This window comes from Caldithrix abyssi DSM 13497, from assembly GCF_001886815.1.
Taxonomy (GTDB): Bacteria; Calditrichota; Calditrichia; order Calditrichales; family Calditrichaceae; genus Caldithrix; species Caldithrix abyssi.
The window spans coordinates 83,036-109,721 of the sequence record NZ_CP018099.1; the positions used below are offsets into that span (position 1 = coordinate 83,036).

General features: G+C 47.3%; 19 protein-coding genes. 9 read left to right on the forward strand and 10 right to left on the reverse strand.

Translation table 11 applies throughout. The features are described 5' to 3' along the window. Nucleotides 1-37 precede the first annotated feature (37 nt). The 6 genes from recJ to Cabys_RS00365 all read right to left on the reverse strand — a co-directional run bounded on the left by recJ (nucleotide 38) and on the right by Cabys_RS00365 (nucleotide 7,501). On the reverse strand, nucleotides 38-1,714 hold the full coding sequence (recJ, locus tag Cabys_RS00340; protein ID WP_006927516.1) for a single-stranded-DNA-specific exonuclease RecJ: 1,677 nt from the start codon (nucleotides 1,712-1,714) through the stop codon (nucleotides 38-40). A 172-nt stretch (nucleotides 1,715-1,886) separates the two neighbouring features. After that, nucleotides 1,887-4,868 carry a UvrD-helicase domain-containing protein gene (locus tag Cabys_RS00345; RefSeq protein ID WP_006927515.1) on the reverse strand — a complete coding sequence of 994 codons (2,982 nt, stop codon included), beginning with the start codon at nucleotides 4,866-4,868 and terminating at the stop codon, nucleotides 1,887-1,889. Nucleotides 4,869-4,872: 4 nt separating this feature from the next. Beyond that, entirely contained in the window at nucleotides 4,873-5,331 is a 459-nt protein-coding gene (locus tag Cabys_RS00350; protein ID WP_006927514.1) for a DNA polymerase III subunit chi, read from the reverse strand. 1 nt (nucleotide 5,332) lies between these two features. Then, on the reverse strand, nucleotides 5,333-5,941 hold the full coding sequence (locus tag Cabys_RS00355) for a hypothetical protein (protein WP_006927513.1): 609 nt from the start codon (nucleotides 5,939-5,941) through the stop codon (nucleotides 5,333-5,335). Between the two features lie 306 nt (nucleotides 5,942-6,247). Continuing rightward, nucleotides 6,248-6,649 carry a hypothetical protein gene (locus Cabys_RS00360; protein WP_006927512.1) on the reverse strand — a complete coding sequence of 134 codons (402 nt, stop codon included), beginning with the start codon at nucleotides 6,647-6,649 and terminating at the stop codon, nucleotides 6,248-6,250. A gap of 45 nt (nucleotides 6,650-6,694) precedes the next feature. Then, the gene (locus Cabys_RS00365; RefSeq protein ID WP_006927511.1) at nucleotides 6,695-7,501 is read right to left on the reverse strand and encodes an efflux RND transporter periplasmic adaptor subunit; all 807 of its coding nucleotides are present in this window, start codon (nucleotides 7,499-7,501) and stop codon (nucleotides 6,695-6,697) included. Nucleotides 7,502-7,752: 251 nt separating this feature from the next. Between Cabys_RS00365 and lpdA the strand changes: the two genes are divergently transcribed. The 4 genes from lpdA to Cabys_RS00385 all read left to right on the forward strand — a co-directional run bounded on the left by lpdA (nucleotide 7,753) and on the right by Cabys_RS00385 (nucleotide 14,059). Further along, complete coding sequence (lpdA, locus tag Cabys_RS00370; protein WP_006927510.1) at nucleotides 7,753-9,144, forward strand: dihydrolipoyl dehydrogenase; 1,392 nt, start codon at nucleotides 7,753-7,755, stop codon at nucleotides 9,142-9,144. 206 nt (nucleotides 9,145-9,350) lie between these two features. Continuing rightward, nucleotides 9,351-9,959 carry a peroxiredoxin gene (locus Cabys_RS00375; protein WP_006927509.1) on the forward strand — a complete coding sequence of 203 codons (609 nt, stop codon included), beginning with the start codon at nucleotides 9,351-9,353 and terminating at the stop codon, nucleotides 9,957-9,959. A gap of 65 nt (nucleotides 9,960-10,024) precedes the next feature. After that, the gene (locus tag Cabys_RS00380; protein WP_006927508.1) at nucleotides 10,025-11,089 is read left to right on the forward strand and encodes a TolB family protein; all 1,065 of its coding nucleotides are present in this window, start codon (nucleotides 10,025-10,027) and stop codon (nucleotides 11,087-11,089) included. 702 nt (nucleotides 11,090-11,791) lie between these two features. Further along, entirely contained in the window at nucleotides 11,792-14,059 is a 2,268-nt protein-coding gene (locus tag Cabys_RS00385; RefSeq protein WP_006927507.1) for an aconitate hydratase, read from the forward strand. An 88-nt stretch (nucleotides 14,060-14,147) separates the two neighbouring features. Here the strand turns inward: Cabys_RS00385 and Cabys_RS00390 are convergent, their stop codons facing one another. Both Cabys_RS00390 and Cabys_RS00395 read right to left on the reverse strand, forming a co-directional pair. After that, nucleotides 14,148-19,718 (reverse strand): pyridoxal phosphate-dependent aminotransferase, encoded by a 5,571-nt coding sequence (locus tag Cabys_RS00390; RefSeq protein ID WP_006927506.1) that lies wholly within the window; start codon nucleotides 19,716-19,718, stop codon nucleotides 14,148-14,150. A 181-nt stretch (nucleotides 19,719-19,899) separates the two neighbouring features. Continuing rightward, the gene (locus Cabys_RS00395; RefSeq protein ID WP_006927505.1) at nucleotides 19,900-20,862 is read right to left on the reverse strand and encodes an SPFH domain-containing protein; all 963 of its coding nucleotides are present in this window, start codon (nucleotides 20,860-20,862) and stop codon (nucleotides 19,900-19,902) included. Between the two features lie 181 nt (nucleotides 20,863-21,043). Here Cabys_RS00395 and Cabys_RS00400 point away from each other — a divergent pair, with 181 nt between their 5' ends. Next, on the forward strand, nucleotides 21,044-21,481 hold the full coding sequence (locus tag Cabys_RS00400; RefSeq protein ID WP_006927504.1) for a methylglyoxal synthase: 438 nt from the start codon (nucleotides 21,044-21,046) through the stop codon (nucleotides 21,479-21,481). A 236-nt stretch (nucleotides 21,482-21,717) separates the two neighbouring features. Here the strand turns inward: Cabys_RS00400 and amrS are convergent, their stop codons facing one another. Next, nucleotides 21,718-22,884, reverse strand: a complete 1,167-nt coding sequence (gene amrS, locus Cabys_RS00405; protein WP_006927503.1) for an AmmeMemoRadiSam system radical SAM enzyme — start codon at nucleotides 22,882-22,884, stop codon at nucleotides 21,718-21,720. 15 nt (nucleotides 22,885-22,899) lie between these two features. Next, a complete protein-coding gene (locus tag Cabys_RS00410; protein ID WP_006927502.1) occupies nucleotides 22,900-23,868 on the reverse strand; it encodes a DUF362 domain-containing protein in 969 nt (322 codons plus the stop codon). Nucleotides 23,869-24,078: 210 nt separating this feature from the next. On the opposite strand from Cabys_RS00410, the gene Cabys_RS00415 reads away from it, so the two are divergent. The 4 genes from Cabys_RS00415 (at nucleotide 24,079) to Cabys_RS00430 (ending at nucleotide 26,551) form a co-directional block, all read left to right on the forward strand. After that, nucleotides 24,079-24,435 carry a c-type cytochrome gene (locus tag Cabys_RS00415; RefSeq protein WP_006927501.1) on the forward strand — a complete coding sequence of 119 codons (357 nt, stop codon included), beginning with the start codon at nucleotides 24,079-24,081 and terminating at the stop codon, nucleotides 24,433-24,435. Between the two features lie 110 nt (nucleotides 24,436-24,545). Further along, nucleotides 24,546-25,391, forward strand: a complete 846-nt coding sequence (locus tag Cabys_RS00420; protein ID WP_006927500.1) for an alpha/beta hydrolase family protein — start codon at nucleotides 24,546-24,548, stop codon at nucleotides 25,389-25,391. Between the two features lie 9 nt (nucleotides 25,392-25,400). Next, the gene (locus tag Cabys_RS00425) at nucleotides 25,401-26,243 is read left to right on the forward strand and encodes an MBL fold metallo-hydrolase (protein WP_006927499.1); all 843 of its coding nucleotides are present in this window, start codon (nucleotides 25,401-25,403) and stop codon (nucleotides 26,241-26,243) included. After that, nucleotides 26,243-26,551, forward strand: coding sequence for a Rieske (2Fe-2S) protein (locus tag Cabys_RS00430; protein WP_006927498.1), 309 nt, complete (start codon nucleotides 26,243-26,245; stop codon nucleotides 26,549-26,551). The genes Cabys_RS00425 and Cabys_RS00430 overlap by 1 nt, the downstream gene beginning before the upstream one ends. The last annotated feature ends 135 nt before the right edge of the window (nucleotides 26,552-26,686 follow it).

A 26,686-nucleotide genomic window follows, 5' to 3' on the forward strand; every position in this document is an offset into this window, starting at 1 on the left:
ATTGTATGGCATTAAATTATTTTTATTGTGCGCTAAATCATTTTACCGGACGAATATCTTCGACAACCAGTTGCAGGCGATCTCTTCCCTGCCAGTTGTTAACGCTGAGTTTGAAGGCGATATCAACCGGTTGGCCGAATTGTAAGGCGTCTTTGTATTCGGCTGCATTCCACCAGACGCATTCGTAGGTCTGGTTTCCCTTTTCAACGAAAAGTTTTAGATGCTTGCCATTACCCATCAGATACATTTCTCTGATATTGACCTTTTCGAATACGAAAACCGGCTGTGGATTGCCTTCGCCGAAGGGCCCCAGTTCTTCCACCGTTTGCGCCATGTTTAGATGTACCTGGTCAATATCCACCACCGAATCGATGGTCAAAAGCGGAATCAAATCGTCATCTGTTAAAACCTGATTGGCATATTGAACAAAATCTTCACGGAAGGCATCGAATTTTTCCGGAGAGATGGTCAAACCGGCGGCTTTGTGGTGCCCTCCGTAGTTTAAAAAGTAATGGTTAAATTTGGTTAAGGCGTTGGTAATATGGAAGGCCTCGATGCTGCGCGCCGAGCCAACCAGGTTGCCGTCTTCGTCGCTGGTAAAGGCGATGGCCGGCCGGCCGTAACGCTCTTTGAGTTTTCCGGAAATCAGGCCGATGAGGCCGGCGTGCCACTGGGGGTCGTGAACGATAATCACTTTTTCCAGCTTTTTTTTGTCCTCAGGCAGGGCGGAGATTACGTTGTCCAGATAATCCTGCTGCAAGTTTTGCCGTTTTTGATTGAGCTTGTTGAGATAAGAGGCCAGGTAAGATGCCCGCTCTTTGTCCTGAGCAATGAGCAGTTTTACGGATGTGTCGGCTTCTTCCATCCGTCCGGAGGCGTTCAGGCGCGGCGCCAGAAAATAGCCGACGGAAATAGGCGTAATGTTTTTGCCGTTCAGGCCCGCCACTTTTTTTAGCTCAATTAGGCCGGGTTTTTTAGTACGCGAGAGCACTTTAAGGCCAAATTTCACCAGCGCATGGTTTTCGTCGCGCAGGGGCATCACATCGGCGATGGTGCCAATGGTAATCAGATCCAGTTGGTCCAACAAAAATTGCTTAAAATCGGCTTCCGGCAGCAGTTTTTGCGCCAGCGCCCAGATGACCTTGTAAGCGACAACGGCGCCGCAAATGGATTTAAAAGGATAATCCGAGTCTTTTCGATTGGGATTGATAACGGCAACGGCATCTGGCATTTTGCCTTCTGGCAGGTGGTGATCGGTTACCACAACGTCGATACCTTTCTGTCGGGCGTAGTCGATCGCCTCTGCGGAAGAAATTCCGTTATCCACGGTAATCACCAGCCGGGCGCCCATTTGAGCGATGCGGTCAACCGTGCTAATGCGCAACCCGTACCCGTCTTTCTGGCGATGGGGCAAAAGATAATCGACGGGATAATTGATTTTGCGGAAAAAATACAACATCAGCGCGGTGGAAGTAATGCCGTCCACATCGTAGTCGCCAAAAACCACAATCTTTTCCTTGCGCTCAATGGCCTGCAAAATGCGTTTTACCCCTTTTTCCATATCAGGTAAAAGATAAGGATCGTGCATTCTTTCCGAGAGCCGGAAAGAGGCCAGATGCGTGGTCGGTAATTTTCTGTTTTCTAAAATAACTTCTACAATGGAACGCGATGGGTCTGTATTTAATATTTTCCATGTATTTTTCGGTAGCTGCAATGTTTTCTCCTTATCTGTTCCGTTTCGGCGCCGCCGTGCATTAAATTTTTTTAAGCAAGTGCGTGTATTGTTTTGATTTAATACAGCGGACTTCCCTGATCTTCCCACTCTCTTCTCTGTAATTTTTGTGATAATTCAGTTTACGCAATAATACAAAAGGAAGCAAAACGCATCAAATGAAAGTTTTAATATCCACCAGGGGACGAATATTTTCCAGAAAGGGCGAGGATTTGTGTCTTCGCCCGAATCGATTGCGCACCAGGGTAAAGATCACCTCGCTTTTGCCGCGCGTAATCCCCACGTAAAGCAGGCGTTTTTGTTCGTCTAATTTTTTATGCATGGGGCGGTCGTCTTCTTCATCGTCGCGGTAAACGTAACTGCTGGGAATGTTATGGTCTTCCATGCCGCAGATGATTACTTTTTCAAACTCCAGGCCTTTTGCGGCGTAAAGCGTAAGCAGCGAAACGGCGTTAATGGCTTCCAGGTTGTCCTGCGTATTCATCAGTGAGATAAAGGCTAAAAATTCGCTGATGGCCTGATCGACAGGCATTTTTGAATATTCCTTGCTCATCTGCATGATGCGGTCAAAAAATTCCTGGTTAGAGTCGTAATCTTTTAGGCGCAGGTTGTGTAGCTGTGTGATTTTATGCAGGTCGTTTAATAACTGTTCATCGTCTTTTGCAAAAGTAGCAGCGTACACGCGGCGTATTTTGGAAAAAGGCGAAAGCAGTTTATTCAGCCCCACCTGAAAAAGCGCCCTGTCTTCGCGGGCGTTTAAAGTGTTTTCCAGAAAGTTGCCCAGGGCAACATATTCCGCAAACTCCTCGCCGGCGGTAAAAATTTCACGTTTGCGCGCTTCTTTCAAAAGAATGCGAAAGATCAGGTTTAAAACTTTGACGTCGTCCAGGGCGCGGTGCCTGGTGCCCGTATCCAGTTTGTAGCGGTAAGCCAGGGCGTCAATCGAATTTTTTTCGTTGGGAAAGAGATTCCTGGCCATAATGAGCGAGTCGTAGCGTACGTTGCGCGGCTTTTTTAAATTGAGTTCCCGTATGTAGCGATCCAGGATGATAAAGTCGAAGGCGTAGCCATTGTGCGCAATAAGCAGGTCTTCGCCGATGAACTGTAGAAAGTCGGGCAAAACTTTGTCGATCGTTGGCGCGTTTTGCACGTCTTTGTCCGAGATGTGGTGCACCTGCTGCGCTTCAGGATCGATTTCCATTTGCGGATTTACCAGGGTTTCAAAGGTCTCCACAATTTCGCCTTCCCGCACTTTAACGGCGGCAATTTCCACAATACCGGCCCGGTGAGGATTGTTTCCTGTCGTCTCCAGGTCGAATACCACGTAATGGTCAAAAATCTTTTCGTCAATGGTTTGCAATTGAAATTGCAGCCATCGAAACAGAACGGTTAAGCTGCCCTGCCGCGCGCTTCCCTTGATCTGATACAACGGCAGGTCAAAATCGGAAACGGGTTCGTTTTTAAAAGGTTCCAGCAGCAGAACCAGATCGGGCTTGGATACGTGTACTACTTTTTCATCGTCAAGGGCATGGACGGAAATCCCAAGCGCTTTTTCCAGCATCTGGCAACCCAGGTAGCAAATTTCTGGTCTGGAATGGTAGAGCCAGATTTTGCGCCGGTCGCTGAAAAGGTACTTTTCCTTTTTTAAAGAAACCATTTCCAATAAGCGGTACGATTCCTTTAAATAAGATGTTTGTAAAGATTGAATATTGTTAATGATTTCGCGCGTCAACTGATCAAACTTAAAAAAACTTTTGAGGTTAATTAAGTTGGCCAGGTTCCCGATAAAGGTTTGCAGCTTATTGCGCACGGTTTTACTGTTGTATTGGTGAATGGCAAATTCGTTCAGCGCTTTTTTTAAGGAAATCTGCTTTTGTTTTGCCCATTGTTGAATTTTTTTGAAAAGATGTTCACCCAGCTCAAGCAACATTAACTGTTCCAGTATCAGCGTATCGGATGGATCGCGAATGAGCCTGAGGTAAAGTAAAAAGCGCTTCATGATCGGATGATCGGCAAGGTTTCGTCCGCTGGCCATCTGAAAGGGAATGCGTTCTTTCAAAAAGAAAGAGGCCAGTTTTTCGCCCATTCTGTGTTGGGGATAAAGCACGGCAATTTCGTTAAAGTCAATCTCTTCTTCCTGGTACCAGTGCTTTATTTTTTTAATGATGTAATCAACTTCCTGAAACTCGGTGTCAAAGAAGACGGCGGATAAACGAGCGTCCAGCTCCTGCACGCTTTGAATTTTTTTTTCAGGTTCGATGCGATCGGTATCTTTTAAAATGATCTGAGCCGCTTCGATGATAGGTTGCGCCGACCGGTAGTTCTTTTCCAGAAAATGGATTTCATCGATGCGAAAGTCCTGAATGAACTGGCGGATGTTTTCCGGATTGGCGCCGCGCCAGGAGTAAATGGATTGATCGTCATCCGCCACCACAAAAATATTGCGGTGTTTTTCGGCCAGCATCTTTAGTATCCGGTATTGAATTTTATCCGTGTCCTGAAATTCGTCAACCAATATGGCCTGATATAAAAAGCGGTATTGTTCCAGCACATCTTGGTGGTTTTCGAACAATTCCAGAGTCAAAAGCAGGATCTGGTCGTAGTCGATCAGATGGTGGCGCTGCAAATGGCGCTGGTATTCCTGAAAAACAGACGATGAAAATGGGGGCAAAGCCTTGTCTTTTAAGCGGTGGTTAGAAATAGCCAGTTGAACGGCACGCGCTTTTTGGTGCACGTCTCTTATGGCTCGACGATTCAGGATATCCCGAATCAATGTTTGTTGGTACTCGTCGTCGCACACCGAAAAGAAGGGATGCAGCTTGACCAGCTCATGGTTTTTACGTAAAACCGTTAGGCAAAACGAATGGAATGTGCCACAGAAAATACGCCCGGCGCGTTCTTTTAAGGTTTGCTCCAGGCGACTTTTGAGTTCATCTGCCGCTTTGTTGCTAAAGGTTAGCGCCAGAATTTGTTCGGGAGGTAATTTGTATTCTTCAACCAGGTAAATGATTCGGGCAATAATGGTTCGTGTTTTTCCAGTGCCCGGGCCGGCAATTAATAAAAGTGGCTGGCGCGGGCTGGTAACGGCTGCGTGCTGTTCTTGATTGAGGTGATCTAAATATTTTTTGATATCCATCTGTTTAAGAAGCTTTAATTAGTTTTAAAAAGCTGCCCAGTTTTTCAAAAGAAAGGTCGAAACGGCCGGAGTCCCTGAAAACTTTGTAGCGCTGCCGGCTATCCTTTAAACGATTCTGATCATAAAGCTCGGCAAAATCAATAATAATTTCATAGGAGCCGATCTGATCTACCGGGAGCGGATCATGTAAAATCAAAACATCAGCCGTTAAGCGGACTGGCCTGTCAATCAAAAGAATGGGCTCTAAAAGATCAGGGTTTTCCTGGTCGCTTTCCTGAAAAATTGCGTGGGGCAAAAAACTGTCAGGCTTGCGCACCCACAACAGCCGGTCGAGCGCGACCAAGTTGTTTTTTTGAGCGAAAATATGAATGGACTTGTTCAGTGCAAATAAGGATTCTGTTATGTCCGTAACATATTGTTCCTTACGGGCAACCGGCAATTCTATGAAAATGATTTTTTGCATTTTAAAACATTTTCCCTATTTCTAAGCGAATGTCAAAGGTTGAATGATTGGTTTTTTGAGCGAAACTTTCAGAAAATTTAATAAATCGATATTGCAACCGCAGCCCTAAAAAGTATTGACTTTCAAGGGCAATATCTACCCCGGTGCCCACATAAGCGCTGAGCCCGGGCCGGTATTCGTCTTTTCGATTTGGGTCCTCTGGAAAATTAATGCCGTACACCGGACCGCCGCCAACAACAATAAACGGTCGTAGCGTGTCGTCAATTTCACGGGCAAACAGGCGCTTTTTTATGCTTAGAATAAGGTCCATCATATAGGCGTTGTTTTCTTTGTTGATGGTGATGGGATAGCCGGTCCAGGGATCGATATAGTCGATCTGGTTTTTATCGCGCAGCAAAAATACATCGAATTCGGCGCCGATGTGATAATAGCCTTTAAGGGGTAAGGCGTAAAAAGCGCCAAAGCCCGATCCGGACTCCACCACGCTGAAAGCGGCGCCGCCCTGTTTAAAAATTTGAGGCTCCGGATCTTTTAACAGGTACTTTTCATATTGAGCAAATAGCTGCACGGGTAAAATGACTATTATTAAAAGCCAAAATACTTTTCTCAATGCATTACCTCCGCTTCGTGTTCTTATTTTTAATCCTTGATCTTAGAACGAGTTCCAGTTTGTTAGCATTTTTTTAACTGTTGCTGATCATTTTATCAGTTGGTTGTCTCGCATATTTCAAGTATATGCCTTTGATATTTAATGATTCAAGTATATAACATTGATATATATCAAAACTTTTCCTTAATATTTATTTTAATAAATCTGATTGCGAACATTTTTCCGACCTTTTCTTAACAATTCCTTAGAAACAAAAAAACCCTTTTCGAAGGGAAAAGGGTTTTTGGGTTTTTTTTAAAAAACTCATTATCGAAACATCGCTTTGATGGCTCCCCATGTTCGGTAGATATCGGAAATGCTCGGATGAACAAGCAAAGACATTTCTTCGACTGTTTTGTTATTTTGATCGACCGCCCGGACTTTATAAAAGAAGATAGAAATATCTTTAAACATAACATTGCGGTCAATATATTCGTACTGGCTGCCTGCGCCTTTTGGAGCAATGCGCGTTAGCTCAACGTAGTTTGCGTCGTTATTGGAGCGTAAAATTACAAAGCGGGCGACATTTTCTTCGGAACGTGTAGTCCAGGAAATTTTGACCTGATTATTGCCAGGCGTGGCCACGCATTCCACGAAAATATTATCTGCCAATGCAAGGGAAAAACTTACCAACAGTAAGCTGAGAATTGTAACAAAACGACGCATCATAAGTTTTCTTTGTAAAAGTTTACACTTCAAACAGAATATAATATTTTATTTATTAATGTCAAGATTTTTTTTGACTTGAATTTCGTTGATATCGGGCAGCGAGGGGGCGATAAACGCCAGAGAATCCCCGGCCATTCCAACGCGATAGATGGTTAACATGGTTTCGGATTCGAGTTCAGCCAGCAATGAATCCCTTTGTTCAAAAACGGCAGCCGGCAAAAAATCCCCGGCAATATTTTGTAATTGAATGTAACCGTTAACCAACAACTCTTCCTTTATTTTTAATTGTTGATTGGGAACAATGATGGTTACCCAATCATTTTTTAAATCCACATCGATCACCGCGCCTTTGATTTGCATGTTGTGATAAGTAAGCGTAACATTGGCGTTCCGTTTTACAAACGGCGTTTGCCAGTGGTTGAGCTTGGCGCGCATGGTCAGGTTTTCGCGGTTTTCAATGGTTAGTAGCATTTCGCCTTGCTTCAGAGTATCGGCAAGTTTTACGTAAAGTTCAGCGATAACCCCATTCATCGGCGAAAAAATTTCTACCGGCGTGTAATTTCTGTAGCCGCTTAAAGGCCATAAATGTAAAAGCAGGTCGCCCTTTTTGATCGATTCGTTTTTTTCCACCAGCAGAGAAATTACTTTGGAGTCTATGGGCGCCAGCAAGTCCATTTTATGCCAGGCCACCAGCTTGCCTTCCACAGGGATATCGACATTTAGCGTGTCTTTCCTTAATTCAAATTTTTGCCAGACCGTCAAACGTTTTTCAGCCTTCTGTTGTGGCCGAGAGTCCGGTTCGCAGGAAATAATGAAAAAGGAAATGAGCCCAAAAATCAAAATTTTTCTCATAGTCTGAAAATGCTTTTAATTGACTTATGATTTAATCTACAAAAAATAAGTATGGGATACTAAAAGAATAGACCGTTCATACATTAATAGAAGTTAACTCCCGCCCCAAAACCTCCCAAAGTAAAAAGAGAAATGGTGCGCAGCTTCCGCCGATTTTTTTGACGTTGCGGGAAGTTGACGCCTTTCTTGCTTTTATTTTGATAAAAGTCTAATTTTATTTTTTGTTAATGATTAAAATCAGGAGAAATAAAATGAATTCTTACGATATTGCCATAATAGGCTCAGGGCCTGGTGGTTATGTGGCGGCCATTCGTGCGGCGCAGTTAAATCTTAAAACTGTTTTAATCGAAAAAGATCGGTTGGGCGGCGTTTGTCTTAACTGGGGATGCATTCCCACCAAGGCGCTGTTAAAAAGCGCGGAATTGTTTGAACAGATTAAAAAAGCTAAAAGTTTTGGCATAACCGTTAAAGAGGCGGCGGTCGATTTCCCGGCTGTCATTAAACGTAGCCGGCAGGTGGCAGACATGAATTCCAAGGGCGTGGAATTCTTAATGAAGAAGAACAAAATCGATGTTGAGTTTGGCAGCGCCCGCTTCCAGACGGCTAATCAGCTGGAAGTGACGGATGCCTCGGGCAAAACTAAGCGCATTGAGGCCAAACACATCATTATTGCCACGGGCGGCCGACCGCGCACCATTCCCGGTATTGAAATCGACGAAGAGAAAATCATCAGCAGTCGCACGGCCATGACCCTAAAGGAGAAGCCGGCATCAATGGTCATTATCGGCGCCGGAGCCATTGGCGTTGAATTCGCTTATTTTTACAATGCCATGGGCAGCGCAGTAACCATGGTCGAAATGCTCGACCATCTATTGCCGCAAGAAGACGAAGAAATTTCAACGATTCTGGAACGAAATTTCAAAAAGAACAAAATTAATTTTCATACCTCGGCAACGGTAAGCAAAATCGAAAAGCTCGAAAAGGGTGTCAGAGTTTTTATTAAAAAAGGCGATAAAGAAGAGGTTTTAGAAGCGGACAAAGCGCTGATGGCCATAGGCATCCAGGGCAATGTGGAAGGTCTGGGTCTGGAAAAGATCGGGGTTGAGCATGAAAAAGGATTTATTAAAGTAGATCAATGGTACCGTACCAATGTGGATGGCGTTTACGCCATAGGCGACATCATCGGCCCGCCTTTGCTGGCCCACGTTGCCTCGCACGAGGGTATTGTCTGCGTGGAAAAGATCGCCGGCCTCACGCCCCATGCGGTGGATTACAACAGCATTCCCGGTTGCACCTATTGCCAGCCGCAGGTGGCCAGTATCGGCTTAACGGAAAAAGAGGCGCTTGCGCAGGGTAACCAGATTAAGATCGGGCGCTTCCCCTACTCCGCTTCCGGAAAGGCGCGGGCCATTGGCGAGCGCGACGGCATGGTTAAGCTTATTTTCGATGCCAAATACGGGGAACTGTTAGGCGCGCATATTATCGGCGCAGAGGCCACGGAATTAATCGCCGAGCTGGGCGTTGCCAAAGGCCTGGAAGTTACGCCGGTGGAATTATTCAGCACCATCCATGCCCATCCCACCCTTTCGGAAATGATCATGGAAGCGGCAGCCGATGCCGAGAAAAAGGCCATACATATTTAATAGTGTTATTCCTCAAGAGTTTTTTGATTATTGCCCCTTCCCTTCAAGCGGGAAGAAGCTGTTATTAAAAGAGTTATGACGGCTTCTTCCCCCTGAAGGAAATTTTAAAAAAACTGCCAAAATCAGGAATAATTATTATCTAATGATCGTTCTTAGTATTTCCATTTTACGGTAAAAAATATAAACCAAATGAAAGGAGTAATACTATGTCAGTACAGGTAGGTAAACCAGCGCCACTTTTTAAGGCTACGGCCGTGATGCCGGATAATTCTTTTAAAGAAGATTTTAAACTCGAGGACTATCGAGGAAAATATGTCGTGGTCTTTTTCTATCCGCTGGATTTTACATTTGTTTGCCCCACGGAAATTCTGGAGTTCAATAAATTTTTGCCGGAATTTGAAAAACGCAATGTACAGGTAATTGGCGTTTCTACCGATTCGCACTTTAGTCATCTGGCGTGGAAGAACACCGATCTGAAAGACGGCGGAATCGGAAATATTAAATATCCGTTGGTCTCCGATTTTACCAAACAGATCAGCCGCGATTACGGTGTATTGATTGAAGAAGACGGCGTTGCGCTGCGCGGTTCGTTTTTGATTGATAAAGAAGGCATTTTGCAACATGCCGTCATTAACAACCTGTCGCTGGGACGTAATATTAAGGAAATGATTCGCATGGTGGACGCCTTGCAGCATTTTGAAAAATACGGCGAAGTGTGCCCGGCCGACTGGGAAGCCGGTAAAGAGGCCATGAAAGCCAGTCCGGACGGCGTTAAAGAATTTTTGAGCAAACATGCGGACGAATTTTTAGGTTAATTTGTTTTTCCGAAATTCATGGCGCGCTTCTTTTTGAGGCGCGCCTTATTCATTTTGGGGGAGTCATGAAACGCGGACATCGTTACATCGTATTTACAATGGCGATTTTTAGTCTGATCTTAATCGCTTGCACCAAAAAGGAAGTAAAGCCCGATCTTGCTTTTGCGGGCGAGAAGCATTTGAAAAATATTCGCATGCTGACCAATGGGGGCGAAAACGCCGAGGCCTATTTTAGCTTTGATGAAAGCCAGTTGATCTATCAATCGAAGCATGACAGCATAAAATGCGATCAAATATTTATTATGAATCTTGACGGTTCCGATAAACGCATGGTCAGCACGGGAAAGGGCAGAACGACCTGTTCCTATTTTTTGCCGGGCGATCAGCAAATCATTTACGCATCCACGCACGGCGTTGACGAAAACTGTCCGCCGCCGCCCGATTTTTCCAGAGGTTATGTTTGGAAGGTGTACAGCAGCTATGATCTTTACATCGCCAATGCGGATGGTTCCGATCCTCAACCCTTTTTGCCGTCGCCAGGATATGACGCAGAGGCGACGGTTTCGCCCAGAGGGGACAAAATTGTCTTTACCTCGCAGCGCAATGGCGATCTGGATATTTACACCGTTAATATCGATGGAAGCGGGTTAAAACAATTAACCCACGAAATCGGTTACGACGGAGGAGCATTCTTTTCCTGGGATGGTAGTAAAATCGTTTATCGCGCCTATCATCCCAGAACAGAAGAAGAGCTCAAACGCTACAGGAAATTACTGGCGGAAGAATTAATCGAGCCCAATAATTTTCAACTTTTTGTGATGGATGCGGACGGCAGCAATAAAAGACAGATTACGCACAACGATTTTGCCAACTTTGCGCCGTTTTTTCATCCCGACAATAAACGGATTATTTTCTGCTCTAACATGGGCACAACGGAAAGCACGCAGCGTGATTTCAATTTGTGGATGATCAATGAGGACGGCACAGGGCTGAAGCAAATCACCTTTTTTAAAGGCTTTGACGGTTTTCCCATGTTTACGCATGACGGCAAAAAGCTGGTGTTTGCTTCCAATCGCTTTAACAAAAAGAAAGGCGAAACCAACGTTTTTATTGCCGACTGGGTGGAATGAACATGCTGGATGAGGAACGGTCGATATTAAATTTTTTGTGCCGCTGGAGTAGTTGAATGGTTGATTGGTTGAATAGTTGAATAGTTAGCCTGTCATTTTAAACCTGTTTCTGCAAATGTGATGAATTCCTACCACCGTTTACGTAGGGGCGAAGGATTTCCAAGAACAATTCAGCGCTGGTAAACATTAATCTTTAGTCATATAAAAAAAGCGCTCTGGATAAAGTGGGGGTAGAAATCCTTCGCCCTTACAAGTACGGTCATTCCTGATCTTTTGTCTGGGAGTAAGGGTACATGGCGTGAGGGCCATTGAAACTATTTTTAATTTAAAACATTCTTTACGCCCTTTGTGACTTCTCTGAGCTCTCTGGTGCGCCAGCCTTATCCTGGCGCACCAACAAACGCAAATCATGGTAATCCAAAAATCAAGCAAATCCTGGTTCAAAAATTAAATTGTTCATCGGCCGCTTATTTCGAATTCCCATCTTGCTGGATACGAAAATTTTTGTGCTGTTTAAAAAACTCATCGCTGAAAAAGTCTAAAAATGACGCAAATAATTATATATTGCGGTTTTTTACAACTATTTTTCTATTTAAGCGTCCCCTTTATGCATTTTTTACCTCTATATTAAAATAGACATTATTTAAAACTTTTGTTAATTTACAGCGGTCATGAAATTTTAGCGAGAAAGGAGCATTTAAAATGACTTTTGATTTGGACATGATTAAAAAAGTATATGCCGAACTGCCCGAGCGAGTCAATGCCGCACGCAAAATTATAAAGCGCCCGATGACATTGACAGAAAAGATATTGTACGCTCATCTATACGATGGCAAGGCGAACAGAGCGCTGCAACGTGGCAAAGAATATGTTAATTTTGCGCCCGATCGAGTGGCCATGCAGGACGCCACGGCGCAAATGGCCCTGCTGCAATTTATGATGGCCGGTAAAGAGAAGGTGGCGGTGCCCTCCAGCGTACACTGCGACCATTTAATTCAGGCAAAAGTAGGCGCAGAAACCGATTTAAAGTTTGCGCTGGATACCAATCGCGAGGTGTACGATTTTCTGGAGAACACCTCTAAAAAATACGGGATTGGCTTCTGGAAACCGGGCGCTGGCATTATTCATCAGGTGGTGCTGGAAAATTACGCCTTCCCGGGCGGCATGATGATCGGCACGGATTCGCATACGCCCAATGCCGGCGGCCTGGGCATGGTGGCTATTGGCGTGGGCGGCGCCGATGCCGTTGACGTGATGGTGGGCATGCCGTGGGAACTGCTGTTCCCCAGGCTAATTGGCGTTAAATTAACCGGAAAACTCAGCGGCTGGACGTCTCCCAAAGATGTTATCCTGAAAGTAGCCGGATTGTTAACCGTAAAAGGCGGAACGGGGTACATCGTGGAATATTTCGGTCCGGGCGCTCGCGAAATTTCCGCCACGGGCAAGGCGACCATCTGCAATATGGGCGCAGAAATCGGCGCCACAACCTCCACCTTTGGTTATGACGAGATGATGGCTGAGTACCTGCGCATTACCGAGCGCGCTGAGGTGGCCAGAATGGCCGATGAAATCAAAGAATATTTAACCGGCGATCCGGAAGTTTACGAAAATCCCGAGCAGTATTTTGACAAAGTAATTGAAATCAACCTTTCGGAGCTGGAACCGCATGTCAATGGCCCTTTTTCGCCGGACAGAGCCTGGCCCATTTCTCAGTTAGCCAAGGCGGTGGAAGAAAACGGCTGGCCGGAAAAAGTGGAGGTGGGATTAATCGGCTCCTGCACCAACAGCTCGTACGAAGACATCACGCGTGCCGCTTCGGTTGCTCAGCAGGCCATCGACAAAAAGTTAAAGGTTAAGGCAGAGTTTACCATTACGCCCGGTTCGGAACAGGTGCGCTATACTATTGAGCGCGACGGCTACATTGACATTTTCAAGAAGATTGGCGGTAAGGTGCTGGCCAATGCCTGCGGGCCGTGCATCGGACAGTGGAACCGCGAAGGCATTGATGACCGCCCCAATACCATTGTAACCTCTTTTAACCGCAACTTTGCCAAACGCAATGATGGTAATCCGAACACGCACGCCTTTGTCACATCGCCGGAGCTGGTAACGGCCCTGGCCATTGCCGGCACGCTGAAATTCAATCCGCTGACCGATACGCTGCGTAATGAAAAGGGCGAAGAGGTAAAGCTGGAAGAGCCCAGGGGCATGCTCTATCCCCCGAAGGGTTTTGAAGTTAAAGACCGTGGATTTGAACCGCCCGTAGAAGACGGCAGCAAAATTGAAATTAAGGTGGACCCCAAATCGGAACGTTTGCAATTGCTTAAGCCCTTTGAACCATGGGACGGCAAAAACATTACCGGCATGCGCGTGCTGATCAAAGCCAAAGGAAAATGCACCACCGATCATATTTCGCCCGCCGGCCCCTGGCTGCGCTTTCGCGGGCATCTGGACAATATTTCCAATAACTTGCTAATCGGCGCGGTTAATGCGTTTAACGGAAAGACCAATTCCGTTAAAAATCAGTTAACCGGTAAATACGAACCCGTGCCGCAGGTGGCCCGCGCGTACAAAGAAAAGGGCATTCCGACGATTATCGTGGGCGATGAAAACTACGGCGAAGGTTCTTCTCGCGAACATGCGGCCATGGAGCCCCGCCACATGGGCGTGCGCGTGGTACTGGTGCGCTCCTTTGCCCGCATCCATGAAACGAATTTGAAAAAACAGGGCATCCTGGCTCTGACCTTTGCCGATCCGGCGGATTATGATAAAATTCAGGAAGATGACGTCATCGATGTTATTGATCTGGTCGAATTTGCGCCGGGTAAGCCGTTGACCCTGATTGCGCGTCATGCGGACGGAACGGAAGATGTGATTAAGGCTAACCATTCTTACAATGCTTATCAAATTGAATGGTTCAAGGCCGGTTCGGCGCTCAACTTAATCCGCCTTAAAAATCAGAAGAATTAAAACCTTCTGAAGCCGTAAAACAAAAATCCCGTTTTCCTGCAGAAAACGGGATTTTTTTGTTGTACAACCACATTTTTTAAAAACCGCGCTAACCGTTTTCGCCTGTTAAACGCGCTATTTGCAAAATGTAAAAACGCAATTCCTGCTGTTCTGCTTCCGTTAGAGGTTGGCTTTCAATCCGAACGATGCGTTCCACATCGTGCAGAGCGCGCATCACGTGGATGGGAACCTCGCTGCCTTCCTGGCGGGAGATGGTCAGGTACTGCAGGGCGGCCAGTAAAAACTGTTTCAGGTTTTCGTCCGTAAGCGCCCGCAAACCGGAAGATATCTGTTCAAAATTCCGCTGGAACTTTGTAAAGTTCTGGCTTAAACTCTCTCCCGCAGAATTTTGTTGTTTCATCAGGTGCATAATGGCCTGCGCCAGCTGCACAAAACTTTCCACCTGCATGGCTACCTTTTGTTCGATTAAGCCCCAGATTTTTGTTCGCCAGCGCGTAATTTGAACGGGAATTTCCAGCAGCTCCTGCACCTGCATTTGCCATTGTTGCGGCAGCGGCGGTTCTATTTGGTCAAACAGCTTTTGCGGGCGCGTATTGAACAGATCAGGCTGTAACAACACGGCCAGGTCAGGACGCAGAGCAGGCAAAAGGTTAATCTTAAAATGCCCATTTTCGAAAAAGTCGGTCACCGGTAAGCCGTGTCGTCGAATGAGCTCCTTTTGAAAAAGAGGAATAAATTCATTGATTAGCGCCATGTCTTCTCTGAGGGAACTGACCGCGCTATTGCCGGGCGGAAAAAAAGGCTCTAACCTTGACCAGAATTTCAGATCAATGTCCTGGTACAGGCGCAAATCTTTTAAGATTTCGTAAACCGGTAGATGGGGCAAAATCCGTTCCTGCAAAAGCAATTGCGGGCTGAGCAAGCCCTGTTGTTCGTTGACAAACTCCTTAAGGGCGCGGAACAACCCCGTGGTCAACTGAGCGATGCCCAGAATCATGGTTTGCGCCCGATTGTGGCCGATGGCGCGCAACATGGTGCCATGTTTGGCCTGGGGCAGTACACGCGAAAGTCTTTCAATGACGCGTTGTCCGGCATCGCCGGTCTGAATTCTGCCCGGGCGTACGGTGGGCCGGTCTCTGAAGGCAGGCACCATGCGCGAGATGAAATAAGAAGCCAGATGAATGCCCACGATGTCTTCTTCTCTGCCGTACACAATTTGCTTGAAATTGGTCATTCGAATTTGTAGAAACTTTTCGAAAAGCGGGTCGGTCCAGCCCAGGGTCAGGCGTTTTAATTCTTTTTCGCCGCGTTCGCCAAAGCGCAGACGCGTTTGCACCAGAGGCTCGCTGGCACGGACGATCTCCTTTTCAAAATATGTTTGTAAGTTCTTGTAATGAAACAAAAAATTGGCCCGCTCAAAGGCGGAGATCATGCGTATCTTTTCAGAGATGGTGCTTTGAAAGGTGCGCAAATCGCCGCTACTGATGACGCCGCGCAGGGGCGTTACGGCAAAATCGCAGGCTCTGGCCGAAGAGGCGTTCAGCTCTTTGAACAGGCGTTGTCTGTTCTGTCGGTTAAGGGTAAAGGCCGGCAGGCTGCCCCGGTCGTCATAAAAACCGCCCTGACGTTGCATGGGTTCGCCACTACCCAGCTTGAGGCGAATTTGACCGGCCAGACCCTTGCGCGCCAGCCAGCGCACCACTTTGAAACGCGTTTCTTTGTAAAGGTGGGAAGCAACGGTCTGGCTGACCTGCTGACTTAAATCGGACCCGGCTACAAAAATTTCACAAAGCATCTCGCGCAGCCTGTTTTCCACGCTCTGGCTGGTGGAATGGTGCGTTTGAGCGTAGGCCCACAGTTCGTCTAAATAGCCTTCGATGTTTTTTACCACGTCAATTTCTTCAAATAAGGGGATGATGCGAATAAAAGGCATGGGCAATTCCGGCGCATTGCGCAAAACGGCTTCACGCCGGGCGCGCAGCTTTTGTTCCACCTTGATGATGGCATCGGAACGGCTGCACATACTGATTTGCAGAGCCAGAATCAGCCCCGGATTGCCAAATCGCGCACCCAGTTCGTTGATCTCCGTTAGATTGAAAACGGTGGTGTCAATGGCAAAAGGATCATGGGCGGTAATCATATTCTGGTGGATGCGCGGCGTTAAAGCAAAGCGTTTTAGCAGATCGCGGTAAAAGATCAAACGGTAAAATAGTTCCGGATGGCCGAGATGGTTTAAAAGTAAATGAAGGTGCTGGCGCAGGGTTTTACGCAACTGTTTGTTCAGTTGAAAATAGTATTCCAGGTTTGAGCGCCGCTGCTCCCGCAATTGCAGCATTTTGCGCTCAAGGCGATCGTTGTGCTGCCAGAGCACGGTTAAGGGATCGGGTACCAGATGCAGTTTCATGCCGATTTTTCGCCAGCGTGAAGGATGAACCGAAGCCGGCGACAGGCTGCGGTAGCGTTTTTCCAGTTGATTGGTCAGGTGCGTAATCTGATTGAGCAATTGCCAGAATTTTTTCCGGCGTTGCGGAAAACTTACCAGGGCGTCGTTGAGCGCGGCGTCAATTTTTAAGTCCGGCTCCAGTTTTAAAAGCAGTTCAAGAATTCGGGCCATGCGAGCCACGTTCTTCAGCAGCACAGCGGCAATCAGGCGGTGGCCCTGTCCGGAAGGGCGGGAGCTTCCGTCCCAGTCGCCCCAGTAGGAGAGAAAGGTTGGCAATTCCTCCTTCCCCTGCAATGCGGCGAGCAGTTCTGCGTCGTTGAGCGAATCGAGATCCAGCAACAACTCGTCCGATTCCTGTATGGAGTTAATGGGCACGGAGCGGCCTTTGAATTCGTTAAGAAGCGCCCGGGCCAGAGCCTGTAATTGACCTGCGGCAATTTGCTGTTGAGTCAAAAAAGAGTCGATGATTTGCCGGGCCTGTTGATCGACCTGAATGCTAAAGATTTGCGTGGGGTGCACCGTCCGGTCAAAAAGGCGCGTAAAAAAGCGCTGTTGTCGGCGATTCAGGTCGTCTTTGTAAAATTCATTTTCCAGAATTTCCCGGAGCAGTCGTTGCCTTTCTGCGCTGTCCTTTTGCCGCCATTTCTGCCAGATGAAAAAGCGGGAGTGGAATTGGGCGCGGATACTCTGCAGGCGTTCGGGTAAAAATTGCCTCTGGAAGGTTGTTTGCGACTCCTGCATTTGTTTGTCGTTGGCGCTGTGCTTTTCGAATTCTTGCAAAGCCAGCTCTTTTAATTGAGAAAGCAAAGGTTGCCAGGGCTCGCCAACAGGCGCGGGCTCTGAGATTAGTAGCGCTTTTTGAAATAAGCTCGCTTCCTGGGCGATGATGCGGTTTAAGTCGATCAGCACGCGGCGCGTCTGGTAGTAGAGCCTTTCTCCGCTGATATGGCCGCCCAGGGTCAGGCGAAAGGCTTTACGCGCCATCTGGTAACCGGCGGCGGTGCGGGCAAAGGTGGTTAAAGGCACCAGGCCGATTCCCTGATTGGCCAGAATGGTGGAAAGCGAATCCAGTGAAATGCCTGCCGGAAGCGCCTCAATGATCATTAGAGGATACATGCTGCCCTGCGGCGCCTGAATTCGTATTTTGAAAGGATTGCGTTCGCCTGGCAGCTCATCCATGGCCCGTTGCAGGGTGGCCATTCGTTCGGCAAACAGTTGATTTCTGAAATGCCAGTAACTTTCGACCCTTTCTCTGCCGTTTCGGTAAAACAGGTAGGCAATAAGCAGCGGCAGGCGGTGCGGTTTAATCTCTTTTAAATGAATTTCAAATTGGCTGCGTAAGGAGGAATCCGGTATTTCAAGCACCGTTAAGCGCGCGCCGGCAAAGCTGTCGGTTTTGGAGAGCGAATGACAGGTGATGAGCCGTTTTACTGCATCGGCGTGCAGCAGGCCTTTTTTAATAAGTTTATTGATGGTCTGACGGGCGGTGGGCGTGCGGCGGGGCTCCGGCCAGGGACCGACATTCTGGTACGAAAGGTCGTCAATCAAATAAAGCCCTTTGCTTATGGCCCAGCGAAAAATTTCTTCTAACGCCTTTTGCGGAATTAAGGCTCCGGTGGCATTGTGCGGGTTGTTAATGATCAGCGCCCCGCTGGTTAAAAGGTCCGCGTCTTTTTCAATCAATTTTTGAATTTCTTTGATGACTTCGGCGGATGAGAAGTTTTCCATGGGGTTGATGGGCAAAACGCGCACCTGGGGAAAACAGTGTTCGTACGTCCAGCCCAGGTCAAAGGTAATGACTTTTTTCACCGGCCCGTGGAAGCCTAAAATGCCCAGCGCCGTGCGCGCCGAGCCGCTGACTGCCAGGCAGGCGTTTCGGTCGTATTGCGGGTGAACGGCCACAAAAGCGTCTAAAAAACGCTCTTCCAGCGCCTGCGCCCATTGCGGATGGTCAAGCCGATCAAAAAAGTTTTCAATCAGCTCCCAGACCGTTTCTCCGGCCCAGACATCGTCCGGCAGAGATTGCAAAGGGGAAAAACTTAGGCGGCGGTGGATGACGCGCTGGGCTGAATGTTCCGCCCTTTGGGCTGTTTGCAGCAAACGGGTTGTAAGATCGGCCGGATGGCGCGACGCATTTTCAAGGCGACGTTCCAGGCGGTGGATCAGGCTGCCGGCGGTTCTTAATGATGGCAAATCCGGCTTCTGGCTGGCATCAACCTGTTCTCTTGCTGAGGGCGCGGATGGGACATTCTGTTGTAAAAGGTAGTAAAGAAGCTCGGCTTCCGGAGCGGACGGCGTTCCCTTTAACTGAAAATGAATGGTTTCCAGATGTTGAATGTAATCGCTGCGTCCGGCGACAATGATGATGGAAAGGTCCTTAAGCTGCGGACGGAAAACAGCGGGCGTTAAAAAGCGCAGTACGCGTTGTTCCAGCAGGGCCTCGCGCGCTAAAGAAAGATGGTTTGGCGCGTCGTTAACTTCTACAATGAAAAGCGGGAACTGGAGCGCAAGCTGGCGCGCCTGCCGCCGGAAATGTTCTGACGGAATTGAACCGAGGATCAAAAACTGCGGACGTTCTGGTTGTTGATTAAAAAAATGGGAAATCAATTCCAGCGCAGACATTTCGTCTTGCGGTAAAACCTGAAAACGGAGCGCAGAAAAATCGCCGGCGCAGGCAGGTTCTGGCCGGTTAAACAGTAAAATGGTTGCCGGAAGCCTTTCCAGGAATTGATTTAAAGTAAAAAACAGAATGCGTAAATTTTCGTTCAGGCCGCCGCTGCCCAGCATCAATTCTTTTTGGCCGTTTTGCCGACCTGTGTCATAAAGGAGCGTTTCTAACTGCCCGTTTTCAAACCAGTCTTGAATAAAACGGATCAGCGGCGTTGGGTTGCGCCAGGAATACCCGCCGCGCGCCATGTAAGGGACACAGGAGGGCAGGCTGTTGAAGACAAACAAAATCTTTTCGATTAAATCATCGTCAAGCTGTAATTCTTGTAAATAATTTTTAAAGGATTGCGCATCGTTCAGAGCCCCGGCCTCATCCGTTTGAAAAACCAGTTGCCCAAAAGCGCGCGTCAACTCTTCATCCTGAATAGGATGGCCGATGTGGAAATTAACGCGTTCTTCGGCTTTGACCGGCGCAGCAGAGGTCGCTTCGCTGATTTCGGAAACTTTGGCCGCCTTTAAAGACTTTAGTTTAAAATAATCTTGAATCATTGTTTTGCGTTCAGTTTTTTTATGTTTGTTCAAATTTCAGGAACAGCTCAGAACTGTTAATTAACGTCAACACTCCGTCTGTGTTTTTTTAAGGGCATGATTGCCGTTGTTCACGTCATGCCTGGCAATTCGGCATGTTTCGCGCTGCTTAACGCAGGGGGCATTTTTCTGTCCGGCGAACTCAGGTTGTCTTTTTCTGCAAAACCTTTTGCAACGTTTGTTCGATTATTTCCAGCACGTTTATCCCTTTTTGTAAATCGCCGCCGGTTAAGGAGACCACCGTTTTGGCGTTTTTTAGTTGTTGACTGGCCTCGGCCAGGCGTGCGATTTGCGGCGAAAGCAGGATTAATTCCGGGTGTTGTTCAAAAATTTTCAGTTCTTCCTTTTCCAGCTCCATTTGCAGGCGTCGCCGTTCCAGCTCCTGTTCTACCTGATAGCGGGATAATTCAGCTTCCCGTTGCTGTTCTGTTTTTTGCAGTTCAAGTTGTTTGAGGCGTAATTCGTGTTCCATCCGGCGGATTTTTTCATCGGTTTCAAAGCGAAAACGACTGGCTTCGAGTCGGGCTTTCTGGTTGACCTTTTCGGTCTTTTCACGAATGCGGGCTGCTTCCTGCTGTTGCATGGCCTCGGCAATTTCACTGTCCAGGGGTTCAATGAGTTGAACGTTGACGCCCAATAATTTCAGACCTAATTTTTGCGCTTCTTTGATTAAATTAGTTTGCAAAAAGTCTTGCAGGTCTTTACTGCTCAGCTCTTCGATTTCCAGAGCCTGGCAAAAACCTCCGGTCAACGCCTGCACAAAAAGCCCCAATTCTTTACTGGCCTTTTGTACCAGCGCGGAATTCCAACCGCCGGCGCGCACCAGCTCGGTTAAATGCGCGTCATCCGCGGCGGTGGAAATGGTTAGTTTGATTTTTACGGGAAGCTTTCCACGCGCCTCGCTTTCAAATTCCATGTCCATGGAGTGAAGAGTGGCCGGCACGGCAAGGCTGAAGTGACGCGGATAAAAACGGGCCTTGCGTTTAATGATTTTACCCTGTACATCGGCCAGAACGATCTGGTCCGGGCGGCGCTGACGAAATTCAAAAAGAAAAGCAAAAACGATGATTAAAAGAATAAAAATACTGAGGAAAACAGCGGTCATGATGCTCTCCAATTTTAATGGTTGTTTTAACCTATGCAAAATACATCGCGCTGGCAAATGTATTTTGGCTCTACATTTATTTGATAATTGTTGCGAAATATTTGAAATTTAAAACACAAATGCAATTTTATTTTCATAAAAATTGTAGATTTTGAATTAAAATTCACGATGGAGCAAAAATATGTCGAAAAAGCAAAGGCGCACCATGCCCCAAAAGAAAAGAATCGCTTTAATCGCCCACGATAACCGTAAAAGGGATTTACTGGAATGGGTTCGCTTTAATAAACATGTTTTAAGCCGCCATCATCTTTTTGGCACCGGCACCACCGGCAGTCTGATTAAAGATGAGCTGGCCCTGCCCATTCACTGCTTTAACAGCGGCCCCCTGGGCGGCGATTTACAGATTGGCTCTAAAATTGTAGATGGAGAAATCGATGTATTGATCTTTTTCTGGGACCCTTTGGAAGCCCAGCCGCACGATGTGGATGTTAAAGCGCTGCTGCGCGTGGCGGTGCTGTACAATATTCCCACGGCCAGCAACCGCGCCACGGCCGATTTTTTAATCTCATCGGTTTTGATGGAGCAAACCTACGAACGGGAAATTCAGTTGATGAAATAAATCAGGCAGCGAATAATACAGCAAGCCTTCGACTGCTTCAGGGAGCGGGAGTACGGTTGCTGAGCGTAGTCGAAGCAACCGTTGATTGTGAAGGAACTTTCATCGGCTCCGCTCCCTTCGACTTCGCTCAGGGAGCGGTTGGCCTTCTCTCCCCTAAACCTCTAAACTTTTTCACTTTCCCCGTCACGTATTTCCTCCGCTAAAGCGCCAGATCTTTTGAAGGAAGAATTCCAAAATTACTGCCAGATGCCAGGGATTTTTAGACCGCACTGCGGGCAGCGGTTGTTAGCGATCTTCATTTGCCGCACCAGAAAACCAGTGCGTTCGATTAACATGGCGCCGCAGTTCGGGCAGTAGGTGTTTTCTGCAGAGTGCCCCGGCACATTGCCGATGTAAACATATTTTAAACCTTCGGCGTCGGCGATGGCCTTACAACGCTCCAGGGTGGAAACGGGCGTGGGCGGTAAATTTTTCAACAAATACTGCGGGTAAAAACGCGTAAAGTGAATGGGCACTTCCGGATGCAGGTATTCCTTAACGAATTGAGCCAGATTTTTAATCTCCTTTTCGCTGTCATTCAAAGTGGGCACCACCAGGTAAACGATTTCCAGCCAGGTTTCCTGCTCCACAATAGTCTGCATGGCCTGTAAAACCGGTTTTAATTCGCCGCGTACAATTTCGGCGTAATATTTCTGGCTGAAGGCTTTTAAATCCACCTTAATGGCGTCAACCACTTTGCACAATTCTTTAAGCGGTTCCTGTTCAATAAAGGCGGCGGTAATCACCACGCTTTTAATATTTCTCTGGCGACCGGCAATAGCCGTATCGTACATGTATTCATAAAAAATGGTGGGTTCGCTGTAAGTATAGGCAATAGAACGCGCCCGGTAATCGCGCGCCATATCGGCGATTTTTTCCGGCGGCAGGTAGTAACTATTCACCTGTTCTGGGGTTACCTGAGAAATTTGCCAGTTCTGGCAAAATTTGCAATTCAAATTGCATCCGGCGGTGGCAATGGAAAAGGCTGCGCTGCCCGGCAAAAAGTGAAACAATGGTTTTTTTTCAATAGGATCCAGGTGGTAGGTGCAGGGTCGGGCGTAAACCAGGGTGTAATAAGTGCCGTTGCGATTTTCGCGCGCGCCGCAATAACCGCGTTCCCGATCGTCGATAACGCATTCGCGCGGGCACAGTTTACAGCGTATCTTTTTGTGGGCTAATTTTTCGTAAAAGCGCGCTTCTCGCACAAAGCGATCGTCGCTGCCAGCAGCCCGCAGCAAAAGACTGCGCGAAAAGGGATTAAAGGGCAGCCCTAATAAAACACAGGCCGAAGAAGCGGCGGTTAAAAACTGCCGACGATTAAGCGTGGTCTTTTTTTCAGGCAGTTGATCGATGTAACCACTCATGGATGTCACCCTGCTTTAAATGTGAACGGTTTCTATTTTATTTTTATCAAAATGCCCCAGGCGATGTTCCGCGTCTCCGGCCGTAAAGATGTAACGGGGCTCGCGGTTTTCCTGTTTAAGAGGCGGTAACCCTTTTTCTTTACGTTTTTGTTCGATGATCTGCCAGGCGACGGCGTCAGTGGCCACGGGATCCTGGCTGAGCATGATCCCGGCAAACGGCCAACGCCACTGCGGCATAAAGGCCGGGCCGCCGTGGTACTGGCCCTCAAGGGCGTCCACAATGTGCAGGCGAATTTTAGAACGAATCATCGGAAAGGCATTCACGTCGGCAATGAACGGATTACCGGCGTTTAGATGGTATTTGTTAGGATTGTGGATGGCGCCGAACATATTTTTCAAGGCGACCGAAATGCCGGCGATGCTGTGGTCGCGTAAAAGGGCGACATTAATGATGCCGTCGCAAAGATCGGTTACAATGCGACTAACCAGGCTGCCAGCCTGACCGAACACCTGTAGTTCAGGATAAAAACCAACCGCGTCATTGCCAAAACATTTAACGCCTTTACCGCGGTAGTTGATTTTAAATTTGCAATCTTCCAGGTCTTTATTCAATCGATCCCAGATGATGATGTTGTAAGGTTTGATTCCCGCCTGCTGCAAGCGCTCAACAATAGCCTCAACCAGTTCATGATGCGTGGAGCCGGCGCCGGAAAGGCAGTTAATTTTCAGGCCGATTACTTCTCCGGTACGCGCCACTTTTTGCCAGGCCCTGACGGGATGGTCGCAATCAAAATAGCTTTGCATGGCGTTGTCCAATAGCGAAAGCAAGACATCGCCGCGTACCTGCTGTTGAGCCAGCACCTTCGAATTTTGCGCGATAATCACCTTAGATTTTTGCGATGCGGCGCGTACCGCTCTTTTGCCGCTTAACCAGACGGCGCCGCTTACAATCAGACCTCTTTTTAAAAAGTTTCGTCTATTCAATGTTCAGGGCCTCTTGTTTGCCTTTTGCGTTAAAATAACATTTCAAAATGGTTAGATCAAATTAAAGCAAGAAATAAATAGCCGTTTGTAAACGTTTCATTGTTTAAATTAAACGCTTTTTTAGCAAACGAAATGTTTGATTTTACTGCGATTTTTGTTAAATTGCATCCTTTAATTATGGTTGAAATGAGTTAAGTTGAAGGAGTTCTGGTGAAAACGAATCCGACCACGTTGTTTTTGGCTTTCATGTTGCTAACGTTATTAATCGTTGGCGGATATCTATTGCTTTCCGATCCGTTTGCGGGGACAGCACAAAAAGGCGTTCATCAATTTTCACAATCGCAAAGCCAGAACCAGGGCGCAATGGTCTTTTATTTACAAAAATGTGCCAGCTGCCACGGCGCGAGGGGCGAGGGCAAGGGCGGAAATCCTTCATTGCAAAATACGCCGTTTACCGAAGCCCAGATTCAGGAGATTATTAAAAATGGTCGTGGCGAAATGCCCGCATTCCCGGAGCTTTCTCCGGAGGAGTTAAAACAGCTTTCGAGGTTGATCAAACAGTTTTAATATGATGATTAAATTCTACACGCAAACGCTTCATCTTTTGACTTACGAATATATTTTTCGATTTCCCACAGGTAAAATATGTAAAAAATCATGAGTTTTCTGGAGATTTTATGATTTACCGTACGCAATCGATACGCAACGCTTCGGGCGAAATCATTCGTTTTGACCTTCGTTATCCCGAAGGCACTTCAGACGCGCCAGCCATTATTATTTTGCACGGTTTTAAAGGTTTTAAAGACTGGGGCTTTTTCCCGGATCTGGCTACTTCTCTGGCCTTTAGCGATTATGTGACCATTACGCTCAATTTTTCGCGCAATGGCATCGGATCGGATGGTAAAAATTTTACCGCTCTGGAAGCGTTTGCCCGCAATACGATTTCGCACGAGTTAGAGGACGTTCAGACGTTAATCGATGCCATTAAAGGCGGACGCATTGACAACCATGTGATTAATCCGGAAGCCATCGGGCTGCTGGGCCATAGCCGCGGGGCAGCGGTGGCCTTGCTTTCTGCGCAGGAAAATGAAGAGCACATTGGCGCCGTGGTAACCTGGGCGGCGGTTGGCAATCTGTACCGCTATTCCGAAGAGGAGATATCGGCCTGGAAGGCGCAGGGCTACAAAGAGGTGGTCAATCAACGAACAGGACAGGTTATGCGCATGAACGCAACCTACCTGGAAGACCTTGAAAAGAATAAAGAAAAATTCGATCTGTATCATCGCATCGAAGACCTGGAGGCGCCAACGCTTTTTATCCACGGTAGCGAGGACACAACGGTGTCTCCGGAAGAGAGCGAAAAGCTCCATGAAAGGTGCGGGGCATATTCAAAACGATTGGAAATTATCGAAGGCGCCAATCATACATTCGGGATTAAGCATCCGTTTGAAAAAAGCACCGAGCCGTATGCCATCGCCCGAGATCTGACCGAATCGTGGTTTGATCGTCATTTAAAATATTAGGAGCCAGCAATGAAAATCGGACCTTATGAAATTTTTACCGTTAACAGCGGTATTTTTAGCCTGGATGGCGGGGCCATGTTTGGCGTGGTGCCCAAAGTATTGTGGAATAAAACCAATCCGGCCGACGAGTTAAACCGCATTCAGCTTGCTTTACGTACGCTGGTCATTAAAGGCGATGGGCGTATAATTTTAATCGACGCCGGCGTGGGAAACAAAATGAACGAAAAGCTGAGAAAAATTTACAATATTGATTCGCAGCAAAACGATCTGGAACGAGGGCTGGCAGAAAAAGGCATCGCTCCCGAACAGGTTACGGATGTGATTATCACGCATCTGCACTTTGACCATGTCGGCGGGGCAACCCGACTGGATAATGGCCTTTTAAAACCCACTTTTCCCAATGCCCGCTATTATGTGCAGGGCGAGCAATGGTATTGGGCCAATAATCCCAGCGAAAAAGATCGCGCCAGCTACATGCCGGAAAACTTTAAACCCATCGAAGAGGCCGGTTTGTTAGTCGAATTGAATGGGCCGGGTGAAGTTTTGCCGGGCATTGAAACGCTTGTCATGTACGGCCACACGCACGGCATGCAACTGCCGAAAATCTCGGACGGGAAAAGCACTTTGCTGTACTGCGCCGACCTGATTCCAACGGCCTCTCACATTCCCCTGCCCTATATCATGGCCTATGACAACAACCCGCTTATTACCCTTGAGGAGAAAAAACGCCTGCTGCCACAGGCCGTGCGGGAAAAATGGATCCTGGTTTTTGAACACGATCCGTTTCGACCGGCCGGAACGGTGATTGAAACGGAAAAAGGCTTTAAACTGGGTGAGGAAATCTTTTTATAATGGCCGGGCTGATTAAGGTGGCGCACAGCGAGCAGATAAAAGAAAACAAACCATTTGCCCTGACCCTGGAAGATCAAAAAATCGTTTTGATTCGCCATCAGGGCCGACTGCTGGCCTTTAAGGATTCATGCCCACACCAGGGCGCGCCCCTGAGCCATGGTTTTGTAAGAGACGGCCAGATAACCTGCATTTACCACGGCTGGAAGTTTAACCTTGACGACGGCAGTTTTTCGACCAATGAAAAATTAAAACTGAAAAGTTACGCCGTTCGGGAAGAAAATGGCGAGGTGTTTTTAGAACTGCCCTGAATCGGCTTCAATTTGCTGATTCAGGGCAGCAAAGCCGCCAATGCCGAATAATTTCTATTCAACTAATCAACGGTATAGATTCTTCACTCCGTCCCGATTTCTCGAGACTGAAGCTGGCGCTCCGTTCAGAATGAC